The sequence below is a fragment of the Micromonospora sp. II genome, from assembly GCF_001709195.1.
Taxonomy (GTDB): domain Bacteria; phylum Actinomycetota; class Actinomycetes; order Mycobacteriales; family Micromonosporaceae; genus Micromonospora; species Micromonospora chalcea.
Window position 1 is genome coordinate 14,712 of the sequence record NZ_LYXF01000039.1, and the last position, 17,577, is coordinate 32,288.

Genomic DNA, 17,577 nt, shown 5'->3' on the forward strand with positions numbered 1-17,577 from the left:
TCAGCGCCTCCCGGAGTCCGCGATGGCCGCCGCCATGATCCGGCCGGCGATGCGGGCCGCCTCGGCGCTGCCGCCGTTGCCCGCCTGCTCCAGCTCGACGCAGACGGCGGACAGCGGCGTGCCGTCCTTGTCCAGCGCGAAGCCGATGAACCAGCCGTGGTCCGGCGTGTTCGGGCCGGACTGCGCGGTACCGGTCTTGCCGCCCACCAGGTAGCCGTCGATGGCGGCCCGGCGGCCGGTGCCCTCCTTCACCACGTTCTGCATCATGTCGCGCAGGTCGGCCGCGACCTGACCGCTGATCGGGCGGCGCAGCTCGCGCGGCTGGGCGGGGTCGTAGACGGTGGTGCGGTCCGGCCCGAGCAACTGCTTGACCAGGTACGGACGCATCTGCTTGCCGTCCTTGTTCGCCACCGCGGCCGCGATCAGCGCGCCCTGCAACGGCGTCATCCGCACGTTGTTCTGGCCGATCGACGACTGGGCGAGCGCCGCCGGGTCGGTGCTGCCGTCCGGGTTCTGCATGTCGCCGGTGCGGCTGGCCGCCACCGGGAGGCCACCCTCGCCGAGCTGGCCGACGGTGAGGTCGTCCTGCTCGAAGCCGAACTGCTTGGCCTTCTCCTTCACCTTGTCCGCGCCGAGCCGCACGCCGAGCTGGGCGAAGCCGGTGTTGCAGGACTCGGTGACCGCCTCGCGCAGCGTCACCTGCGACTCGGGGCAGATCGACGGCGCGGCGTTGCGGATCGGCTGTCCGGCGCCGGGCGCGGTGTAGCTGGAGCCGGCCGGGATGCGGGTCTGCTGGCCGACGCCGTTCTCCAGCGCGGCCGCCGCCATGATGATTTTGAAGGTGGAGCCGGGCGGCAGCGTCTCGGACAGCGCCCGGTTCGCCAGCGGCCGATCCTTGTCCTTCTCCAGCGTGTTGTACGCCCGGTCCGCCTCGGTGCTGTTGTGGCTGGCCAGCGGGTTCGGGTCGAAGCTCGGCATGGAGACCAGCGCCTGCACCGCGCCGGTACGCGGGTCGATCGCGATCGCCGCGCCCTTCGTCGCGCCCACCTGGTTGTCGTTCAGCTGCTTGTACGCCGTCTCCTGGGCCCGCTTCGACAGCGTCAGCACCACGTTCCCGCCACCGGTCTCGTCACCGGTGAACATGTCCTTGATCCGGTTGGCGATCAGCGCGTCGCTGGTGCCGGCGAGGAAGTCGTTCTCCACCCGCTCGATACCGCTCGCGCTGCCGTTGACCGGCTTCCAGCCGAGCACGTGCGCGTACATCTCGCCGCCCGGGTAGGTCCGCTGGTACTTCAGCTCACCGCCGGTCTCCTTGCTGAGCGCGTACGCGGTGCCGCCGACCTCGATGTTGCCGCGCTTGCGGTCGTACTCGGCGACCTGAACCCGGCCGTTGTAGTCGCTGTTGCGGTATTCGTCGGCCTTGTAGGCCTGGATCCAGTTCAGGTTCGCGAAGAGGAGCCCGAACAGGACCATCACGACCACGCCGACGCGGCGCAGAGGGGCGTTCACGGTCGGATCACCTCCGTCGGGGCGCCGTGCAACTGCTCGGGTGGACCACCGGACGGCCGGGCCGCCGGGCCGCCACCACCGGTCACCGGTCGGCGGGCACCGTCGGAGACGCGCAGCAGCACCGCGATCAGCAGCCAGTTCGCCATCAGCGAGGAGCCACCGGCGGACAGGAACGGGGTGGTCTGGCCGGTCAGCGGGATGAGCTTGCTGATGCCGCCGACGATGACGAAGACCTGCAGGCCCAGCGTGAACGCCAGGCCACCGGCGAGCAGCTTGCCGAACGAGTCCCGCACCGCCAGCGCGGCGCGCAGGCCCCGCTCCACGATCAGCAGGTAGATCACCAGCAGCGCGGAGAGACCGAACAGGCCGATCTCCTCACCGATGCCGGCGAAGATGAAGTCGGTCTGCACCTCGGGCAGCAGCGTCGGCTGGCCGCCACCCGGACCGGCCCCGAACAGACCGCCGGTGCCGAGCGTGAGCAGGCCCTGCACCAACTGGTAACCCCGGTCGTACGGCTCGGCGAACGGGTCGAGCCAGATCTGCGCCCGGTCGTAGAAGTTCGCGAACGGGCCGCCCACGGTGCTGCCCAGCACGTACGCCAGATAGGCGCCGCCGAAGAACAGGATCAGACCGATGAGCAGCCAGCTCACCCGCTCGGTGGCGATGTAGAGCGTCACCACGAACATGCCGAAGTAGAGCAGCGAGGTGCCCAGGTCCTTCTCGAAGATCAGGACCAGGAGGCTGACCAGCCACACCACCAGCACCGGGCCGAGGTCGCGCCCGCGCGGGAAGTCGATGCCGAGCACCCGCCGGCTGGCGAGCGAGAGCACCTCACGCTTGCGCACCAGGTAGTAGGCGAAGAACGTGAGCAGGGCCAGCTTGGCGAACTCGCCCGGCTGGATGGAGAACCCGCCGAACTTGATCCACAGCTTGGCGCCGTTGATCTCGGAGAAGCGGCTGGGCAGCACCGCCGGGATCATCACCAGCACGATGCCGGCCAGGCCCAGCGTGTACGCGTACCGGGACAGCGACCGGTGGTCGCGCAGGATCGCCAGCAGCCCGGCGGCAAGCACCACGGCGGCCAGCGTCCAGGCGAGCTGCCGGCCACCGGTGCCGGCGAAGATGGCCAGGTCCTCCCGCTCCGCGGGCGCGGCCTTGGCCAGGTCGTACCGGCGCAGGAAGCCCACGCCGATGCCGTTGAGCAGGGCCACCGCCGGCAGCAGCGCCGGATCGGCGTACGGCGCCAGCCAGCGGATCACCAGGTGCAGGCCGAGGAAGACCAGCCCCAGCGCGGCGGCCGGGATCCAGAAGTCGGACGTGATCGTGTCCAGCGCCTTCGCCTCGACCATCGCCGCGTACGCCGCCACGAGCACCATGGCGAGCAGGAGCAGGGACAGCTCGGCGTTACGCCGGGACCGGGCCAGGCGTACGCCGGACTGCTCGCCCGTCGAAGCGGGCGAGGCGGCCGGTACGGCGGCTGCGGTCACGGATACGTCCTCGGGATCGAGCCGGCACTCACTGCGGCGACCGGCAACCCGCCGGATCGGCCGGCGGAACGGTGTCGGAGGGAACGGCGTCGGGCGTGGTGGTGAACGTCGGCGTCGGCGCGTCGGGGGTGGGCGTCGACGCGCCCGCGGGCGGCGTGGACGGGAGCGGGCTGCCGCTCGGCGGGGGCAGCGGGTCGGTGGTGGCCACCGGCGTCGGACTGGTCACACCGGGCGTCGGGTCGGGCGGGCAGAGCGGCTTGAGGTTCGGGTTGCCCGGGTCGTCGCTGGTCAGCTCCGCCAGCCGGCGCTCGGCGTCCGGCTCGTTGCGGGCCTGGATGCCCTGCTTCACCCGCTCCTGGGCGGCCAGCGTCAGGTCGTCGAGCCGGGCGTCGCTGCGCTCGTGCACGTTCGACAGGTCCAGCCCGGCGACCTGGCCGGGCACGCCGCGGAAGACCGCGAGCTGGCCGTCGTCGGTGGCGCCGACGTAGTACTGCCGCTGGGTGTACGTCCAGCCGCCGAACACGCCGCCGCCGACGATGACCGCGAGCGCCAGCACCATCGCGACGGTGCGCAGCGGTCGGCGGCGCCGGCCGTCGGGCTCGTCGTCGCGGTTGTCCGCCGGCTCCTCGGGGACGGGTGGCCGGGGCGCGGACAGCGCCGAGGCGCGGGCCGCCGGGGTGGAGTCGTCGGCCGAGGTCGCCATGCCGCGGTCCCGGGCGGCGGCGCCGCCCACGATCGGGGACGCCTCGACGATGTCCTGGTCGGTGGCGTCGGCGATGATCACGGTGATGTTGTCCGGGCCGCCGCCGCGCAGCGCGAGCTGCACCAGGCGTTCCACGCACCGCTGCGGGTCGGGGTACTCCCGCATGGTGTCGGCGATGGTGTCCGCGCTGACCACGCCGGAGAGCCCGTCGGAGCAGATCAGGTAGCGGTCGCCGGGCAGCACCTGCCGGACGCTGTACTCCGGGTCGATGTCGCGGCCGTCGAGCGCCCGGGTGAGCAGCGAGCGCTGGGGGTGGCTGCTCGCCTCCTCCGCGCTGATCCGGCCCTCGTCGACGAGCATCTGGACGTACGTGTCGTCCTTGGTGATCTGCGCGAACTCACCGTTGCGCAGGAGATAGGCCCGCGAGTCACCGATGTGGACCATCCCGAGCTTGCTGCCGGAGAAGAGGGTCGCGGTGAGCGTGGTGCCCATCCCCTCCAGCTGCGGGTTGGCGTCCACGGTGTCGCGGAGCTGCTGGTTGGCGGTGCCCACGGCGGAGCGGAGCGCGTCGACCAGGGCGTCACCGGGGACGTCCTCGTCGAGCGGCGCCATGGCACCGATGACGATGTTGCTGGCGACGTCACCGGCGGCCATGCCGCCCATGCCGTCGGCCACGGCGAGCAGCCGCGGTCCGGCGTAGACGGAATCCTGATTGCCGTCTCGGATCAGACCGCGGTCGCTGTGGGCCGCGTAGCGCAGGGTCAGAGTCATGGCCGTAATTCGAGGGAAGTGCGGCCGATCCGGATCGGCACGCCGAGGGGGACGGGGGTTGGTCCGGTGACCTTAGCGCGATCGAGATAGGTGCCGTTAGTCGATCCGAGGTCCTCGACGTACCACTGCCCCTCACGGGGCACCAGCCGGGCGTGTCGCGCCGAGGCGTAGTCGTCGGTGATCACCAGCGTCGAGTCCTCCGCCCGGCCGATGGTGATCTGGGCCTCGCCGAGCGTGATCCGGGTGCCGGCCAGCTGGCCGGCGGTGACCACGAGCTGGTGGGCGGCCCGGCCGCGCTTGGCCTTCGCCGGCTTCCCCGCCTGCCCGGTCGACGCGCCGATCCCCCGCGGCGCGGCCACCAGGCGGCCCGACCGGGCGCCCGCGAACAGGTCCCGGCGGATCACACCGACGACCGTGAACACGAAGATCCACAGCAGGATGAGGAACCCGAACCGGGCGACGGTGATGACGAGCTCCGGCAACGGGGATCAGCCGTCCACGCGGAAGGTCAGCGTCGTGGTGCCGAGCTGGATCATGTCGCCGGGGTTGAGGGCGACCGCCGAGACGCGCTGGCCGTTGACCATCGTGCCGTTCGTGGAGCCCAGGTCGGTCAGCACGACCTGCCCGCCGTCGAAGTCCAGCCGGGCGTGGCGTCGCGAGATGCCGACGTCGGGCAGGCGCAGGTTGGCCTGGTCGCCGCGGCCGATCACGGTCGAGCCCATCTGGAGGGGGTAGGTGCGGCCGTCGCCGGAGACCAGGCGGACGTTGCGGCCACCGCCGTGACCGGGCGGAGGGCCGTAGCCGCCGCCCTGGTCGTACGCCGGGTACGCCGGGCCGGCGTCGTAGCCGCCGGGCGCGGAGACCGGGGCGACGTCCCCGCCGGTGTAGACCTCGGCGGTGACCCTGAACATGCCGGTGTCCAGGCCCTCACCGCGCTCGACCTCGACGATCACGTCGCCGTAGACCGTCCACGCCTGCTCGCCGATGAACTCGGCCTGCGACTGCGCCAGCTCCTGGGCCAGCGCGGCAGCGTACGGCGCCAGCCGACTGTGGTCGTAGGGCGAGAGATCGATCACGTAGCGGTTGGGCACAAGGGTGCGCCCACCGGCCAGGATCGCCTTGTGCGCCTCGGCCTCCCGCTGCATGGCGTTGAGGATCTCCACGGGGTGGACCACCCCTTTGAAGACCTTGGCGAAGGCCCCCTCGACCAGGCCTTCCAGACGCTTCTCGAAGCGTTGCAGCACGCTCACCGGCTCCTCCTCGGGTCCCGAGGCAATGATGGTATCCGGACACCGCCTCCGCAGCTCACACGCCGCTCGGCCGGCTGCCGTCGGCCCGTTCGTGACCAGGCCCGCGGACGTGCTAAAGTTTCGCCCGCCACGAGCGGTGATCGTTCGTGGCGTGGCCAGTGGACAGCGTAATATGTCCCGGCACCCGTCGCAGATGGCGGGCGCGGGATGCGATATGGTGTTCCGGGTCGTGCCACGGGGATGTGGCGGAATGGCAGACGCGCACGGTTCAGGTCCGTGTGTCCGAAAGGACGTGGGGGTTCAACTCCCCCCATCCCCACCAGAACAAGGGCTCCGCAGACAGCGGGGCCCTTGCTTCGTATCGGGGCGTTTCGGACGTCACGCTATGCTCCGATGGTTTCCCTGCCTCCCACGGACCAGGAGTGGCGTGTGACTGTCGCGTTGGTGACCGGTTCCGGCGGTCTGATCGGCTCCGAGGCGGCCCGGCACTTCGCCGGACTCGGTCTCGACGTGGTCGGCATCGACAACGACATGCGGCGGTACTTCTTCGGCGAGGACGGCTCGACCGCCTGGAGCCTGGACCGGCTCGCCGCCGACCTCGGCTCCGCGTACACCCACCACGCCGTGGACATCCGCGACCGGGACGGCCTGGAGCAGGTCTTCAAGCGGTACGGCAAGGACATCGCCGTGGTGATCCACAGCGCCGCCCAGCCGAGCCACGACTGGGCCGCCAAGGAGCCGTTCACCGACTTCGACGTGAACGCCGGCGGCACGCTCAACGTGCTGGAGTACACCCGGCGGCACGCGATCGACGCGCCGTTCATCCACTGCTCCACCAACAAGGTGTACGGCGACCGGCCCAACTCGCTGCCGCTGATCGAGCTGGAGACCCGCTACGAGCTGCCCGAGGACCACCGCTGGTACGACGGCATCACCGAGGACATGTCGATCGACGAGTCGCTGCACTCGATCTTCGGCGCCTCGAAGGTCGCCTCGGACGTGATGGTCCAGGAGTACGGCCGCTACTTCGACATGAAGACCGCCTGCTTCCGGGGCGGCACGCTGACCGGCCCGGCGCACTCCGCCGCCGAGCTGCACGGCTTCCTGGCGTACCTGATGCGCTGCGTGATGGAGGGCCGGACGTACAACCTCTTCGGCTACAAGGGGAAGATGGTCCGGGACGCGATCCACTCGCACGACGTGCTCACCGCGTTCGAGGCGTTCTTCCGCGAGCCGCGCTCGGCCCAGGTCTACAACCTCGGCGGCGGCCGGCACTCGAACACCTCGCACATCGAGGCGTTCCGGATCGCCCAGGAGATCACCGGCCGCGAGGCCCGGATCAACTACGTCGAGCAGGCCCGCACCGGCGACCACCAGTGGTACGTCAGCAGCATGGCCCGCTTCGAGGAGCACTACCCGTCCTGGAAGATCACGTACGACGTGCCGATGATCCTCCGCGAGATCTACGAGGCCAACGTCGACAAGTGGGTGCCGAAGGCATGAGCGCCGGGACCAAGCGCAACGTCCTCGGCGTCGGGGTCGACGCGACCGACTACGCCCGGGCCACCGAGGCCGTGGTCTCGGCCGCGCACGAACGCCGCCCACTGGCGCTCACCGCGCTCGCCGTGCACGGCGTGATGACCGGCGTACTCGACCCGGCGCACAACGCCCGGCTCAACTCGTTCGACGTGGTCACCCCGGACGGTCAGCCGGTGCGCTGGGCGCTCAACCTGCTGCACGGCGCCGGGCTCACCGACCGCGTCTACGGGCCGGAGCTGACCCTGCGGGTGCTCGCCCGGTTCGCCGAGGAGGGGCTGCCGGTCTACCTCTACGGCTCCACCGAGGAGACGCTGTCCCGGCTGGTCCCGGCGCTGGAGCGCAAGTTCCCCGCGCTGAAGATCGCCGGGGTCGAGCCGTCCAAGTTCCGCGCCGCCACCCCGGGCGAGGACGCCGAGATCGCCGACCGGATCCGGGCCAGCGGCGCCCGCCTCGTCCTGGTCGGGCTGGGCTGCCCGCGCCAGGAGGTCTTCGCGTACGCCATGCGCCCGCTGCTGGACATGCCGCTGATGGCTGTCGGCGCGGCGTTCGACTACCACGCCGGTCTGCTGCGCAACCCGCCACCGTGGATGCAGCGCGCCGGGCTGGAGTGGTTCTGGCGCCTCGGCCTGGAGCCCAAGCGCCTGTGGCGCCGGTACGTCATCCTCAACCCGGCCTACCTGGCCCGGCTCGCCGCCCAGAAGACCGGGCTGTGGAAGGCCACCCCGCCGGCGCCGGCCACCACCCGACCGGCCACTTTCGACGTCTGACCCGCCCCGACGACCCCTACGGGCCCGGATACGGGACGAACCGGGGTGCCGTCCCGGATTCGGCGAACGTCGAAACGGGCAAGGCTGAGGGGCATGGATGACCGTCTCGCCGTACTGCTTCCCGTCGCCGCCGTCTGGCTGGCCGCCGGACTGGTCGCGGAGGGCCTGCCCGGGCTCGACCGCGCCCGCGCGCTGCGCCGGCGTACCGGATGGTTGTCCGCCCTGGTGCTGACCGGCCTCGCGCTCACCGCGGCGGTCCTCGCCGCGGGCCTGCAGAGCGCCGGCGACACCGCTGTGGACCGGGCCGCCGCCGCGCTCGGCCTCGCGGCGGCGCCGGCGGCCGTGGTGGCGGTCTGCACGGTACGGCGGGTCCGGCGGCTGCGGTCCGGCGCGGGCGCGTTCGCGGCGGCGCCGGGAACGCCCGCCCCGCACGGGCTGCGCGCGGCCGCGGCGCATCCGCTGATCGCGCTGCCGTTGCAGGCGACGGCGATCGCGGCGCTGGTGGCGGTGCTGCCGGCGGCCGGAGTCGACCTGTTCGCCGCGCCGGGCGTCGCCGGCCCGGCGATCACCGTCGGGGTGCTCGGTGTGTGCGCGATCGGAGTACGCCACGCGCTGCGGCACAACCGGCTCGCCGAGCGGGCCATGCCGGCGGCCGAGCCGGTGTCAGCGCGACCGGCTCGCGCCCTGCACGTATAGCAGTTCCAGGATCGCGCGGGTCGCCTCGAACCAGCGGTCCAGCCAGCCGGGCGGAGGCACGCTGCCCTTCGGAGGCAGCTCCATCAGCAGACCGCGCAGCAGCGGGTGGTCCACCAGGGACTCCTGCTGCTCGACCGGCCAGCCGCTCGGCGGGAAGGACGGCTCGGTCAGCGGGTTGGGGTCCAGCGACGGCAGGGACAGCGGCGTCGCGGCCTGCTCGGGCACGCCACCCTCGCGGGCCTCCTCGCCGTCGCCGGAGACCACCTCGGTGAGGACGGTGTCCCGGCGGGCGCCGCGGTACTTGCCACCGAACCGCTCGGGCTTGCCCGGGCCGCTGGTGAGGTTCTCTGAACCGATCGTCGTCATCCGTCTCGCCTGCCTCGTTCGGTTGCCGATCCGTGCGGTTCAACGAGGCGGATCGAAACTGGCGACGGGTGCGGCGTCCGGACGCGAATGGTCCCGCCCGGCGACGCTGCCGGACGGGACCACGCTGCGGTGCCGGTCAGCTCCGGCCGAACGCGCCGCCCCGGGCGCGGGCGACGAAGGTCTGCCAGTCGTCCGGAGCGAAGATCAGGGCCGGGCCTGTCTTGTCCTTCGAGTCCCGGACCCCGACCGCCCCGGTCACGTACGCGACCTCCACGCAGTTGTCGCAGTTCGGCCCGCTCTTCGAGCTCTTGAACCACGTCGCCTGCGTCAGGTCCACGGGGAACTCCTTGGTCGCCATTTCCACAGTGGCTCCTCTGCCAGTTTCGCGATATGTGCGATGGATTCCTCCGGGCGTATGGCCGCTGCTCGAATGTGATCGAAGATGAAGCTGTACTTCTGCAGTTCGTCGCTCTTCTCCAGGAAGAGCCCACCCGTGGCGTTCTCCGCGTACACGACATCGGGATCACTCGGCTCGGGGAAGCTGAGGATCGTGAAGGTGCCGTCCATGCCCGCGTGCGCGCCCACCTCGAAGGGCAGGACCTGCACTGTCACGTTCGGCAGTTCAGCCACCTCCACCAGCCGCTTGAGCTGACCACGCATCACCGCGTCGCCGCCAACCGGCCTGCTCAGCACCGCCTCATCGAGCACCACCCACAGATCGACCGGATCGTCCTGCGTCAACAACGACTGACGGCCCAATCGGACACGCACCCGTTGGTCTACTTGTTCGGCGGTGAAGTCCGGCCGGGCCGCCCGGATCATCGCGCCGGCGTACTCCTCGGTCTCCAGCAGCCCCGGCACGACCTGCTGCTCGTACGCCCGGATGGAGCTGGCCGCGGCCTCCAGGCCGACGTACGCCCCGACCAGCACCGTGCTGTACGGATGCCACCAGCCCTTCTGCCGGGCCTCACGGGCGATCTGCACCAGCTCGTCGCTCTCCGCGCCGACGACTCCGTAGATACGGAGCATGTCGCGCACGTCGCGCGGCGTGGCGGTGGTGTGGCCGGTCTCGATCCGGGAGACCTTCGACGCCGAGCACTCCAACTGCTCGGCCACCGCTTCTATGGTGATGCCCGCGGCCTCGCGCTGCCGGCGGAGTTCCGCCCCCAGCCGGCGCCGCCGGATGGTGGGGCTGCGCCGTTCGGTCACGGCATCTCCTCGGCTCGCGACTGCGTCACAGTCACCCGGCTACCTCCGGTCGGTCGCGCCCCGATTCCGCACCCACCGCGGGCGCGACCGGCGGGCGGCGGGCGAGCGTTCGCGGCAGGGGTGGTGCCGGTCGTCGACCGGCCGCGACGGGCGAAACCGGCGTCCAGTGTGACGCCCCGATACCTGACGCTTCAAGTTTCCCGTTCACGTGTCCTCCTCACCTATCCGCAAAACACGACGTGCAACTTGCATGTCGCACGTCGCTGTAGCACTCTGTCCGTATGGCACGGGTTACTCACCGTCTTCGAACGATCTCCGGGCGTGGTGACACCGCGGTCCGTGGGACGGCCGGAGGGGAGCCGTCCCGCGCCGTGCGACCTGCCCCGGAATGAAGACCCCGTCGCTGCAAGCCAGCTTGGCTGCGGCGGCGGGAGCGGTAACCGGGAGCAGCCGGGTGATGGTCGGGTGGCGGTCCGCCACCGCGGGTACGGCCCGACCAGCACCGCCAAACGACCGCCGGTCCACGAGGCAGACCCCCGTCACCGGACCGCACCGACCTCGTTCAGCCTCGCCGGTCCCGACGACCGGCCGACCCTCCCCAGGAGCCCATGTGCTTCCCCGCTCCGGTGACGTACTGCACGTGACGCGCGCGGCGAGTGTCCAGTTCTTCCGACCGATCATGTTCCGGGTGATCCGGATTCTCGACTGGCCGACCTACGACGGTTGGCTCTGGCTCGACGGCTACGAGTTGAACGCGGCGGGGGACGCGGTCAACCGGCGGTCGATCTTCGTACTCGAAGAGGGGTTGCAGCAGGTCCACGCTGCGCCGGTTCCCCGGCAGCACACCGTCCGGACGGCCCGCCGCCCGGTGGTCCGGACTCCGGTCCGGGTGGGCTGACCTCACGATTCCCGGTCGGGAGGGCGTGCCGACGCCATAGAATCGGTACGCCCACCCCGGCATGTTCCACCCGCGCGCCACGGACCCTGAACCTGGGATGGTCATGGTCAATCTGCCCGCCGCGCGGCGGCACCACCGGTCCCGTGTCGGCTATGCCCTCGGGCTGTTCGCCTTCCTCGTCGTGGCCACCGCGCTCGCGCTCGTGGTGCGGCACCCCGCCTTCTCCGCCACCCAGCAGCTCGCCGAGCCGGTACCGGCCCCGGAGATCACCGTGGCCGGTGAGGACGGCCGAGCCGCATCCGGCGAGGACGCCCGGGCGGCGGCCGGCGAGGACGACGGCTGGTCTCCCACCGACCCGTCGCAGGACGAGGACGATCCGGAGGCCGACGCGCCGCCCGCGGGCACCGGAGGCGGCGAGGGCACGCTCGCCGAGCGGCCCACCGACCCCACCGACGACCTCAGCCGGTCGCTGTTCTACTCCGGCCTGCTCGGGCTCGCCATCTCCCTCGCCGGCCTCGGGCTGGTCGGCGCCCGCCGGCGTCAGTGGTGAACGTTCCGACGCCGGTCGTGGACGTCAGGGCGTGGTGGTGGTCGCCGGGGCGGAACCCGGCGAGCTCGGGCCGGCGGTCGGCGGCGCGGGTACGGCCACCACGATGGTGACCCGGTCGTCCTCGCCCACCGGGTAGCCGGCCTCCGGATCGGTCGAGATCACCGTGCCGGCCGGCCGGTCCGACGCCCGCCGCTGCACCCGGTAGTCCACGTCCAGCCGGTCGAGCGCCGCCCGGGCGGCGGCCTCCGGCAGCCCCACAAGCGGTGGCATCGGCACCTCGACCGCCTCGGTCGTGGGTAGCGTGCTCGGCGGGGAACTGCTCGGCGCGGCGCTCGTCGGGGCGGCACTGGTCTGCGCCGAGGTGCTCGGCACCGCCGACGGCACCGTGCCCGGATCCGGGTCCCGGTCGGCGGCACGCAGCGCCAGCCACACCCCCGCCCCGATCAAGCCCAGCAGGAGCAGCGCCAGGATGCCCAGCAGGATCGGCATCCACCAGCGGCGTCCGGCCTGCTCGTCGCCGTACCACTCGCCCCCGGGCTCGGGATAGCCGGCCGGTCGCGGCGGCGGCACCCCGGCCCGGCCGGACCAGGCGCCCACCGGCTCCTGCGGTGCGGTGGCGTCCAACGGACGCCGCGACGGCCCGCCGGGCAGCGGACGGGTTGCGTCACCGCCCGCGTCCGGCGGCATCGCCCGGGTCTCGTCGCTCCCGGCGGCATTGCGCGGCATGGCGCGGGTCGCGTCGACGTCCTCTCCGCCCGAGTCGCGCGGCATCGCGCGGGTGGCGTCGGCGTCCTCCCCAGCCGGATGCCGGGGCACGGCGCGGGTCTCGTCCGCGTCACCGGCGGGAGGATCCTGACGGTCGTCGCTCATGGCACGTCCTTTCCCCACCGGGACGGGGCGCACGGCCCTCGATCGTCCACCGTAACGGGCCACCGCCAGGTCGGCCGGGATCAGCGCGCCCGCGCCGGTCAGCCAGTCGGCGACGGGGTGGCGGACGGCGACTCGGACCGGGTGTCGCCGCAGGTCAGCACCACCTGGTCGTTCCACCGCGCCGGGCTGCCCGCGACCGGCTCCTGTGCCGTGACCGGGCCCTGGCGACCAGTGCCGTAGCGGGGATAGAGCCCGGCGTCCACCAGATCGTCAGCGGCGTCGGAGCAGGACAGCGCACCCACGTCGGGCACGCTGACCGCCGGAGCCGGTCCGGTCACGAACAGGGAGACGGTGACGCCGCGCTTCACCGGCGTACCCGGCGCCGGGGAGGCGCGCTCCACCGAGCGTCCGGCGCCGGTGCCGAAGACCAGTCGCCAGCCGAGCCGGCGGTCACGCAACTCCCGGCGGGCCTGCTCGAAGTCGACGCCGACCACCTCGGGCACGGTGAGCCCGGCGGGCGTGCTCGTCCGCGTACCGGTCGGGGCCGTGGTCGCGGGAGGCGTGGTGGCCGGCGCGGACGTCGAGGCGGTGACAACCGGCGTGGCCTCGCCGGAGGCGGCCGGACGGTCCGGGTCGCCGGCCAGGATCCAGCCGGCGCTGCCCCCGATCACCGCCAGCAGAACCACTGCCAGGCCACCCCCGAGGAACAGCCGGGCCCGTCCCGGGCCGGTGCCGTCGCCGTCCGGTCGCCGCTCGTCCGTCATGTCCCCCGCCCCCGCTCATCGACGACCGTATCCACCGCTGCCAAACGGTCACGGCGTGTCGCCACGACTCGCCGCGCCGACCTCGGGACGTTACGCTCCCCGGCATGGTCAGTCGGGGCTGGGGAGGATCGACCGCCGCCGCGCTCGGCGTCGCTGCCGGCGCGGGCGCCGCGCAGCTCGGTTTCGGGTACGGGTTGGGCATCATCAACTGGGCGCCGACCGGCGCGGTACGGATCGAGGCGGCCTGGGTGGCGAGCCTCGCGTGGGCGACCTGGATCGCGGCGACCTCGGTCATAGCCGGCGCGGTCTGCGCCCAGCGCCTGCGGGGCCGGGACGACGAGTCGCAGGGCCGGCCGCCCCGGTTCGCGCTGGTGCTCGCCGCAGCTGTCGGCGCGCTCGTCACCGTACTGCTGGTGGCGGTGCCGGCGCGGGCGGCCCAGGTGCCGGACGTGTCCGCGCCGCAGACCGTCGCCGCCGCGTACGCGGGAGCCGGACTGCTTCTCGGGATGCTGCTCGCCACCTGGGCGCTGCACACCCGCGCCGCCGCCACCAACCTCATCGCCACCTCGGGCTGGCTCTGGCTGCTCGCCGTCGTGTCGGTGGTCGACGGGGTGATCGCCGGCCGTGGCCTGACCACCGCCCAACTCGGCATCTGGCAGATCAGCGCGGACCGAGGCGCGTTCTGGATCCGCGACTACTTCTACTGGCCCGGCGCGCTGCTGTCGGTGCTCTCCGCGCTCGTGATCGGCGTGCTGGCGGCCCGGCGCGCGGCCCGCGCCGCCGAGGTACGGGTCGGCGCGGCCGCCTCCGGAGCGGCCGGACCGCTGCTCGTGGCACTGGCGTACCTGCTCGCCGTACCGCGGCTCGCCGGGATCGCCGCCGAGCAGTTGTCGGCCCACCTGATCGCCCCGTACGCGGTGATCGCCGGCGTCGGCGGCTCGATGCTGACGGCCGCGCTCGCCCAGCGCGCCGAGCGTCGCGCCGCCGAGCGGGTGAGCGTCCCCCGCCAGCGCACCGGCGAGCCGGACCCGGTCGTCGGCGAGGCCGACCTGGCGACCGGCGACCTGGCGACCGGCGACCCGGCCTCGAAGGACGGGCCGTCGGAGCCGGCCGGATCCGCGTCGGACCCGTCCGGCACGTCGTCGGCGGGCAGCTCCGGTGAGCGCCCGTCGGGTGTGTCGCGCCGGCGCTCGACCGGATTGTTCGGGGCGCGGAAGGCCCGCCCGTCAGCGACAGATCCGTCAAGCCCGTCAGCGGTCGGCACGTCGGGTCCGTCGGCGGCAGATCCGTCGAGCCCGTCAGCGGTCGGCCGGCCAGCATCGGACCGGTCAGCATCGGACCGGTCAGCATCGGACCGGTCAGCGTCGGACCGGTCAGCGTCGGACCGGTCAGCGTCGGACCGGTCAGCGTCGGACCGGTCGGCGGACTGGGCGGCCGGGACGGACAAGGCACCGGACACCTCGGCCGGCACGCGTGAGGCGACGGCCGCAGCCGAGCCTGGCGTAGCCGTCGGCCGGACCGGAACGGAGAAGGGCCGTGCCACCCGTTCGGCTACCGGCCGTCGGGGTCGGGCCGTCCCGCCGCAGCGCCAGCCCGAGGCCCTGGACCACCCGCAGACCAGCCAGGACGGTCCCTCGTCACGTTCAGACAAGCCCTCGTAGTACCCCGAGGCTCCTCAGCGGTCGCCCGAATCCCGCCCACTCCCATCGATCTTGAAGTTGTGGTGCCTCCCAAACCGCCCAACAAGGGCATCCCAGGCGCCACAACTCCAAGATCGGCGAGGCGGGGGCGGGAGGGCGGGGGCGGGGGGCGGGGTTAGTCGGCGGGCCAGGTGTGTACGGGCTCGTTGCTGCGCTGGAGTTCGGCGTAGCGCTTGACCATGTGGTGCAGGGCGGCCTCGCGGTCCAGGCCGCGGTGCCGCTCGGCCGCCCACACCGTCTCGGTCTGCCAGACCGCGCCGTTGCGGCCGGTACGGCAACGGCCCTCGATCACGCCCAGCAGGCGGTCCCGCTCGGCCGGGGCGACGCCGAACCGGTCCAGCCCCTGCTCGGCCACCGGGAGCAGCGTCTCGAGGACGAGCTTGGTCACCGGTACGTCGCCGAGGCGCGGCCAGTGCAGGACCGCCTCGATGCCGCGCCGGGCGGCGGCGTGGAAGTTCTCCTCCGCCGAGCTGAACGTCAGCTGGCTCCAGATGGGACGGTCCGCCTCGGCGAGGCCGCGGGCCAGCCCGAAGTAGAAGGCCGCGTTGGCGAGCATGTCCACCACTGTCGGGCCGGCGGGCAGCACCCGGTTCTCGACCCGCAGGTGCGGGCGGTCGTTCATGATGTCGTAGACCGGCCGGTTCCAGCGGTAGACGGTGCCGTTGTGCAGCCGCAGCTCACCGAGCTGGGGCACGCCCCCGGCGTGCAGCACCTCGACCGGGTCCTCGTCCTCGCAGATCGGCAGCAGCGGCGGGAAGTAGCGGACGTTCTCCTCGAACAGGTCGAAGATCGAGGTGATCCAGCGCTCCCCGAACCACACCCGGGGGCGTACTCCCTGGGCCTTCAGCTCGTCCGGGCGGGTGTCGGTGGCCTGCTGGAACAGCGCGATCCGGGTCTCCGCCCAGAGCTGCCGGCCGTAGAGGAACGGCGAGTTGGCCCCGACGGCGACCTGGACGCCGGCGATCGCCTGGGACGCGTTCCAGTAGTCGGCGAAGCTGTCCGGCGCGACCTGCAGGTGGAACTGGAGGCTGGTGCAGGCGGCCTCCGGCGCGATCGAGTCGGTGTGCGTACGCAGCCGCTCGACGCCGTTGATGTCCAGCTCGATGTCCTCGCCCCGGGCGCCCACGATCTGGTCGTTGAGGACGCGGTACCGCTCGTTCGTGGAGAGGTTGTCGGCGACCAGGTGGCGTTCGGTGAGCGTGGGCAGGATGCCGACCATCATGATCGTCGCGTCGGACTTGGCGGCCCGCTCGTCGGCGCGGCTGAGGCTGCTGCGCAGGTCCTGCTCGTAGTCGGCGAAGCCGCTGCCCTCGATCAGCCGGGGTGAGGCGTTCAGTTCGAGGTTGAACTGCCCCAGCTCGGTCTGGAACAGCGGGTCGGCGATGTCGGCCAGGATCTGGTCGTTGCGCATGGCGGGTTCCGCGGCGGCGTCGATCAGGTTCAGCTCGATCTCCAGCCCGGTCATCGGCCGGTCGGCGTCGAAGCCGAAGTCGTCGAGCATCAGTGCGAAGACGTCCAGGCAGCGCCGGACCTTCTGCCGGTAGCGGACCCGATCCTCGCGGGAGAAGGCGCCCTGGTCGACGTCTCTGCCCATGTGTCCTCCCGACGCCGGTGCGACGGAACCGTACCGTTCCGCAACGCATTGTGAACCATTCACGTGGTGCGCGTAAGTGCGCCCCGTCCGCAGCCCGCTGTACGGGCGGCAGATCTGCACCTGTACCCCGTCGGCACCCCCACCAGCGCGGTCGGCCGGAGAACATCGGGTGACGATTCGCACCCGCTGCGCGTACACGGGAAGGGCCCGCACCGTCGGCGGACGGTGCGGGCCCCGCGGGCCTGGCCGGGCTCAGCCCTGGCGGATGGCCTCACCCTCGATCTCGATCTTGACCTTGCGGCCGACCAGGACGCCACCGGTCTCCAGCGCCACGTTCCAGGTCAGGCCGAAGTCCTCGCGGTCGATCTCGGTGGAGGCGGAGAAGCCGAAGATGTCCTGCCCGAAGGGGCTGCGGCCGACGCCCTCGAACTCGACCTCCAGCTCGACCTGACGGGTCACGCCCTTGATGGTCAGCTCGCCGACGAGCACGAACTCGTTGCCGTCGCGGGACTTCACCTCGGTGCTGCGGAACTCCAGCGTCGGGTACTGCTCGACGTCGAGGAACTCCGGGCTGCGCAGGTGCGCGTCGCGGTCCGCCTGTGCGGTGTTGATGCTGGCGGCCTGGATGCTGGCGGTGACCGTGGACTGCATCGGGTCGTCGGCGATGGTGATGGTGGCGGTCGCGTCGGCGAACTCACCGCGTACCTTGCTGACCATCATGTGCCGGGCGACGAATCCGACACGCTTGTGCGCGGCATCCAGAAGATAGGTGCCGGGGGTGGGGATGGTGAGACCCTCCCAGTCGCGGGTAGTCGCCTCGGTGCTGCTGGTCATGGTGCTCTCCTCCGGGGAAAACGGTTTAGTATCCCAACGACTGACTGAGCAACTATAGCTACAGCAATAT

Annotated in this window: 17 protein-coding genes, 1 tRNA gene and 1 pseudogene; 7 read left to right on the forward strand and 12 right to left on the reverse strand. The window is 72.2% G+C overall.

Annotated elements, in window-relative coordinates; genetic code table 11:
- The 5 genes from A8711_RS21300 to A8711_RS21320 are packed head-to-tail and all read right to left on the reverse strand — an operon-like array spanning position 1 to position 5,747.
- Positions 1–1,509: a penicillin-binding protein 2 gene (locus tag A8711_RS21300; protein ID WP_043327621.1), complete on the reverse strand. Its 1,509-nt coding sequence runs from the start codon at positions 1,507–1,509 to the stop codon at positions 1–3.
- Positions 1,506–2,996, reverse strand: coding sequence for an FtsW/RodA/SpoVE family cell cycle protein (locus A8711_RS21305; protein ID WP_043327622.1), 1,491 nt, complete (start codon positions 2,994–2,996; stop codon positions 1,506–1,508). Before A8711_RS21305 ends, A8711_RS21300 begins: the two co-directional genes overlap by 4 nt.
- Positions 2,997–3,024: 28 nt before the next feature.
- On the reverse strand, positions 3,025–4,470 hold the full coding sequence (locus tag A8711_RS21310; RefSeq protein WP_069088772.1) for a PP2C family serine/threonine-protein phosphatase: 1,446 nt from the start codon (positions 4,468–4,470) through the stop codon (positions 3,025–3,027).
- A complete protein-coding gene (locus tag A8711_RS21315) occupies positions 4,467–4,952 on the reverse strand; it encodes an FHA domain-containing protein (protein WP_030500489.1) in 486 nt (161 codons plus the stop codon). The genes A8711_RS21310 and A8711_RS21315 overlap by 4 nt, the downstream gene beginning before the upstream one ends.
- A 6-nt stretch (positions 4,953–4,958) precedes the next feature.
- Positions 4,959–5,747: a DUF3662 and FHA domain-containing protein gene (locus A8711_RS21320; protein ID WP_026267912.1), complete on the reverse strand. Its 789-nt coding sequence runs from the start codon at positions 5,745–5,747 to the stop codon at positions 4,959–4,961.
- Between the two features lie 209 nt (positions 5,748–5,956).
- On the opposite strand from A8711_RS21320, the gene A8711_RS21325 reads away from it, so the two are divergent.
- From A8711_RS21325 to A8711_RS21340, 4 genes are all read left to right on the forward strand, one after another.
- Positions 5,957–6,042 (forward strand) — tRNA-Leu (locus A8711_RS21325).
- 71 nt (positions 6,043–6,113) lie between these two features.
- Positions 6,114–7,223: an NAD-dependent epimerase/dehydratase family protein gene (locus tag A8711_RS21330; protein ID WP_051611303.1), complete on the forward strand. Its 1,110-nt coding sequence runs from the start codon at positions 6,114–6,116 to the stop codon at positions 7,221–7,223.
- Positions 7,220–8,026, forward strand: a complete 807-nt coding sequence (locus A8711_RS21335) for a WecB/TagA/CpsF family glycosyltransferase (protein ID WP_069088773.1) — start codon at positions 7,220–7,222, stop codon at positions 8,024–8,026. The genes A8711_RS21330 and A8711_RS21335 overlap by 4 nt, the downstream gene beginning before the upstream one ends.
- A gap of 93 nt (positions 8,027–8,119) precedes the next feature.
- Positions 8,120–8,722 carry a hypothetical protein gene (locus tag A8711_RS21340; RefSeq protein WP_069088774.1) on the forward strand — a complete coding sequence of 201 codons (603 nt, stop codon included), beginning with the start codon at positions 8,120–8,122 and terminating at the stop codon, positions 8,720–8,722.
- Here A8711_RS21340 and A8711_RS21345 read toward each other — a convergent pair.
- The 3 genes from A8711_RS21345 to A8711_RS21355 all read right to left on the reverse strand — a co-directional run bounded on the left by A8711_RS21345 (position 8,690) and on the right by A8711_RS21355 (position 10,297).
- Entirely contained in the window at positions 8,690–9,088 is a 399-nt protein-coding gene (locus A8711_RS21345; RefSeq protein WP_069088775.1) for a hypothetical protein, read from the reverse strand. The two genes, A8711_RS21340 and A8711_RS21345, sit on opposite strands and share 33 nt — an antisense overlap.
- A gap of 136 nt (positions 9,089–9,224) precedes the next feature.
- Positions 9,225–9,446, reverse strand: coding sequence for a DUF397 domain-containing protein (locus A8711_RS21350; RefSeq protein ID WP_043327627.1), 222 nt, complete (start codon positions 9,444–9,446; stop codon positions 9,225–9,227).
- A complete protein-coding gene (locus A8711_RS21355; RefSeq protein WP_043327628.1) occupies positions 9,416–10,297 on the reverse strand; it encodes a helix-turn-helix transcriptional regulator in 882 nt (293 codons plus the stop codon). The genes A8711_RS21350 and A8711_RS21355 overlap by 31 nt, the downstream gene beginning before the upstream one ends.
- Positions 10,298–10,907: 610 nt before the next feature.
- On the opposite strand from A8711_RS21355, the gene A8711_RS21360 reads away from it, so the two are divergent.
- Positions 10,908–11,195: a hypothetical protein gene (locus tag A8711_RS21360; protein ID WP_030500482.1), complete on the forward strand. Its 288-nt coding sequence runs from the start codon at positions 10,908–10,910 to the stop codon at positions 11,193–11,195.
- A 97-nt stretch (positions 11,196–11,292) separates the two neighbouring features.
- The gene (locus tag A8711_RS21365; RefSeq protein ID WP_104112595.1) at positions 11,293–11,745 is read left to right on the forward strand and encodes a hypothetical protein; all 453 of its coding nucleotides are present in this window, start codon (positions 11,293–11,295) and stop codon (positions 11,743–11,745) included.
- Between the two features lie 24 nt (positions 11,746–11,769).
- On the opposite strand, the gene A8711_RS21370 is transcribed toward A8711_RS21365, so the two are convergent.
- A complete protein-coding gene (locus A8711_RS21370) occupies positions 11,770–12,615 on the reverse strand; it encodes a PASTA domain-containing protein (RefSeq protein WP_083297033.1) in 846 nt (281 codons plus the stop codon).
- Positions 12,616–12,713: 98 nt separating this feature from the next.
- Positions 12,714–13,379, reverse strand: a complete 666-nt coding sequence (locus A8711_RS21375) for a PASTA domain-containing protein (RefSeq protein ID WP_069088776.1) — start codon at positions 13,377–13,379, stop codon at positions 12,714–12,716.
- 104 nt (positions 13,380–13,483) lie between these two features.
- On the opposite strand from A8711_RS21375, the pseudogene A8711_RS21380 reads away from it, so the two are divergent.
- Positions 13,484–14,716: pseudogene (locus A8711_RS21380) on the forward strand (hypothetical protein); the annotation flags it as partial.
- A 478-nt stretch (positions 14,717–15,194) separates the two neighbouring features.
- On the opposite strand, the gene A8711_RS21385 reads toward A8711_RS21380, so the two are convergent.
- A complete protein-coding gene (locus tag A8711_RS21385) occupies positions 15,195–16,673 on the reverse strand; it encodes a hypothetical protein (RefSeq protein WP_043327630.1) in 1,479 nt (492 codons plus the stop codon).
- A gap of 252 nt (positions 16,674–16,925) precedes the next feature.
- Positions 16,926–17,507 (reverse strand): YceI family protein, encoded by a 582-nt coding sequence (locus A8711_RS21390; RefSeq protein ID WP_043327631.1) that lies wholly within the window; start codon positions 17,505–17,507, stop codon positions 16,926–16,928.
- Positions 17,508–17,577: the final 70 nt, after the last annotated feature.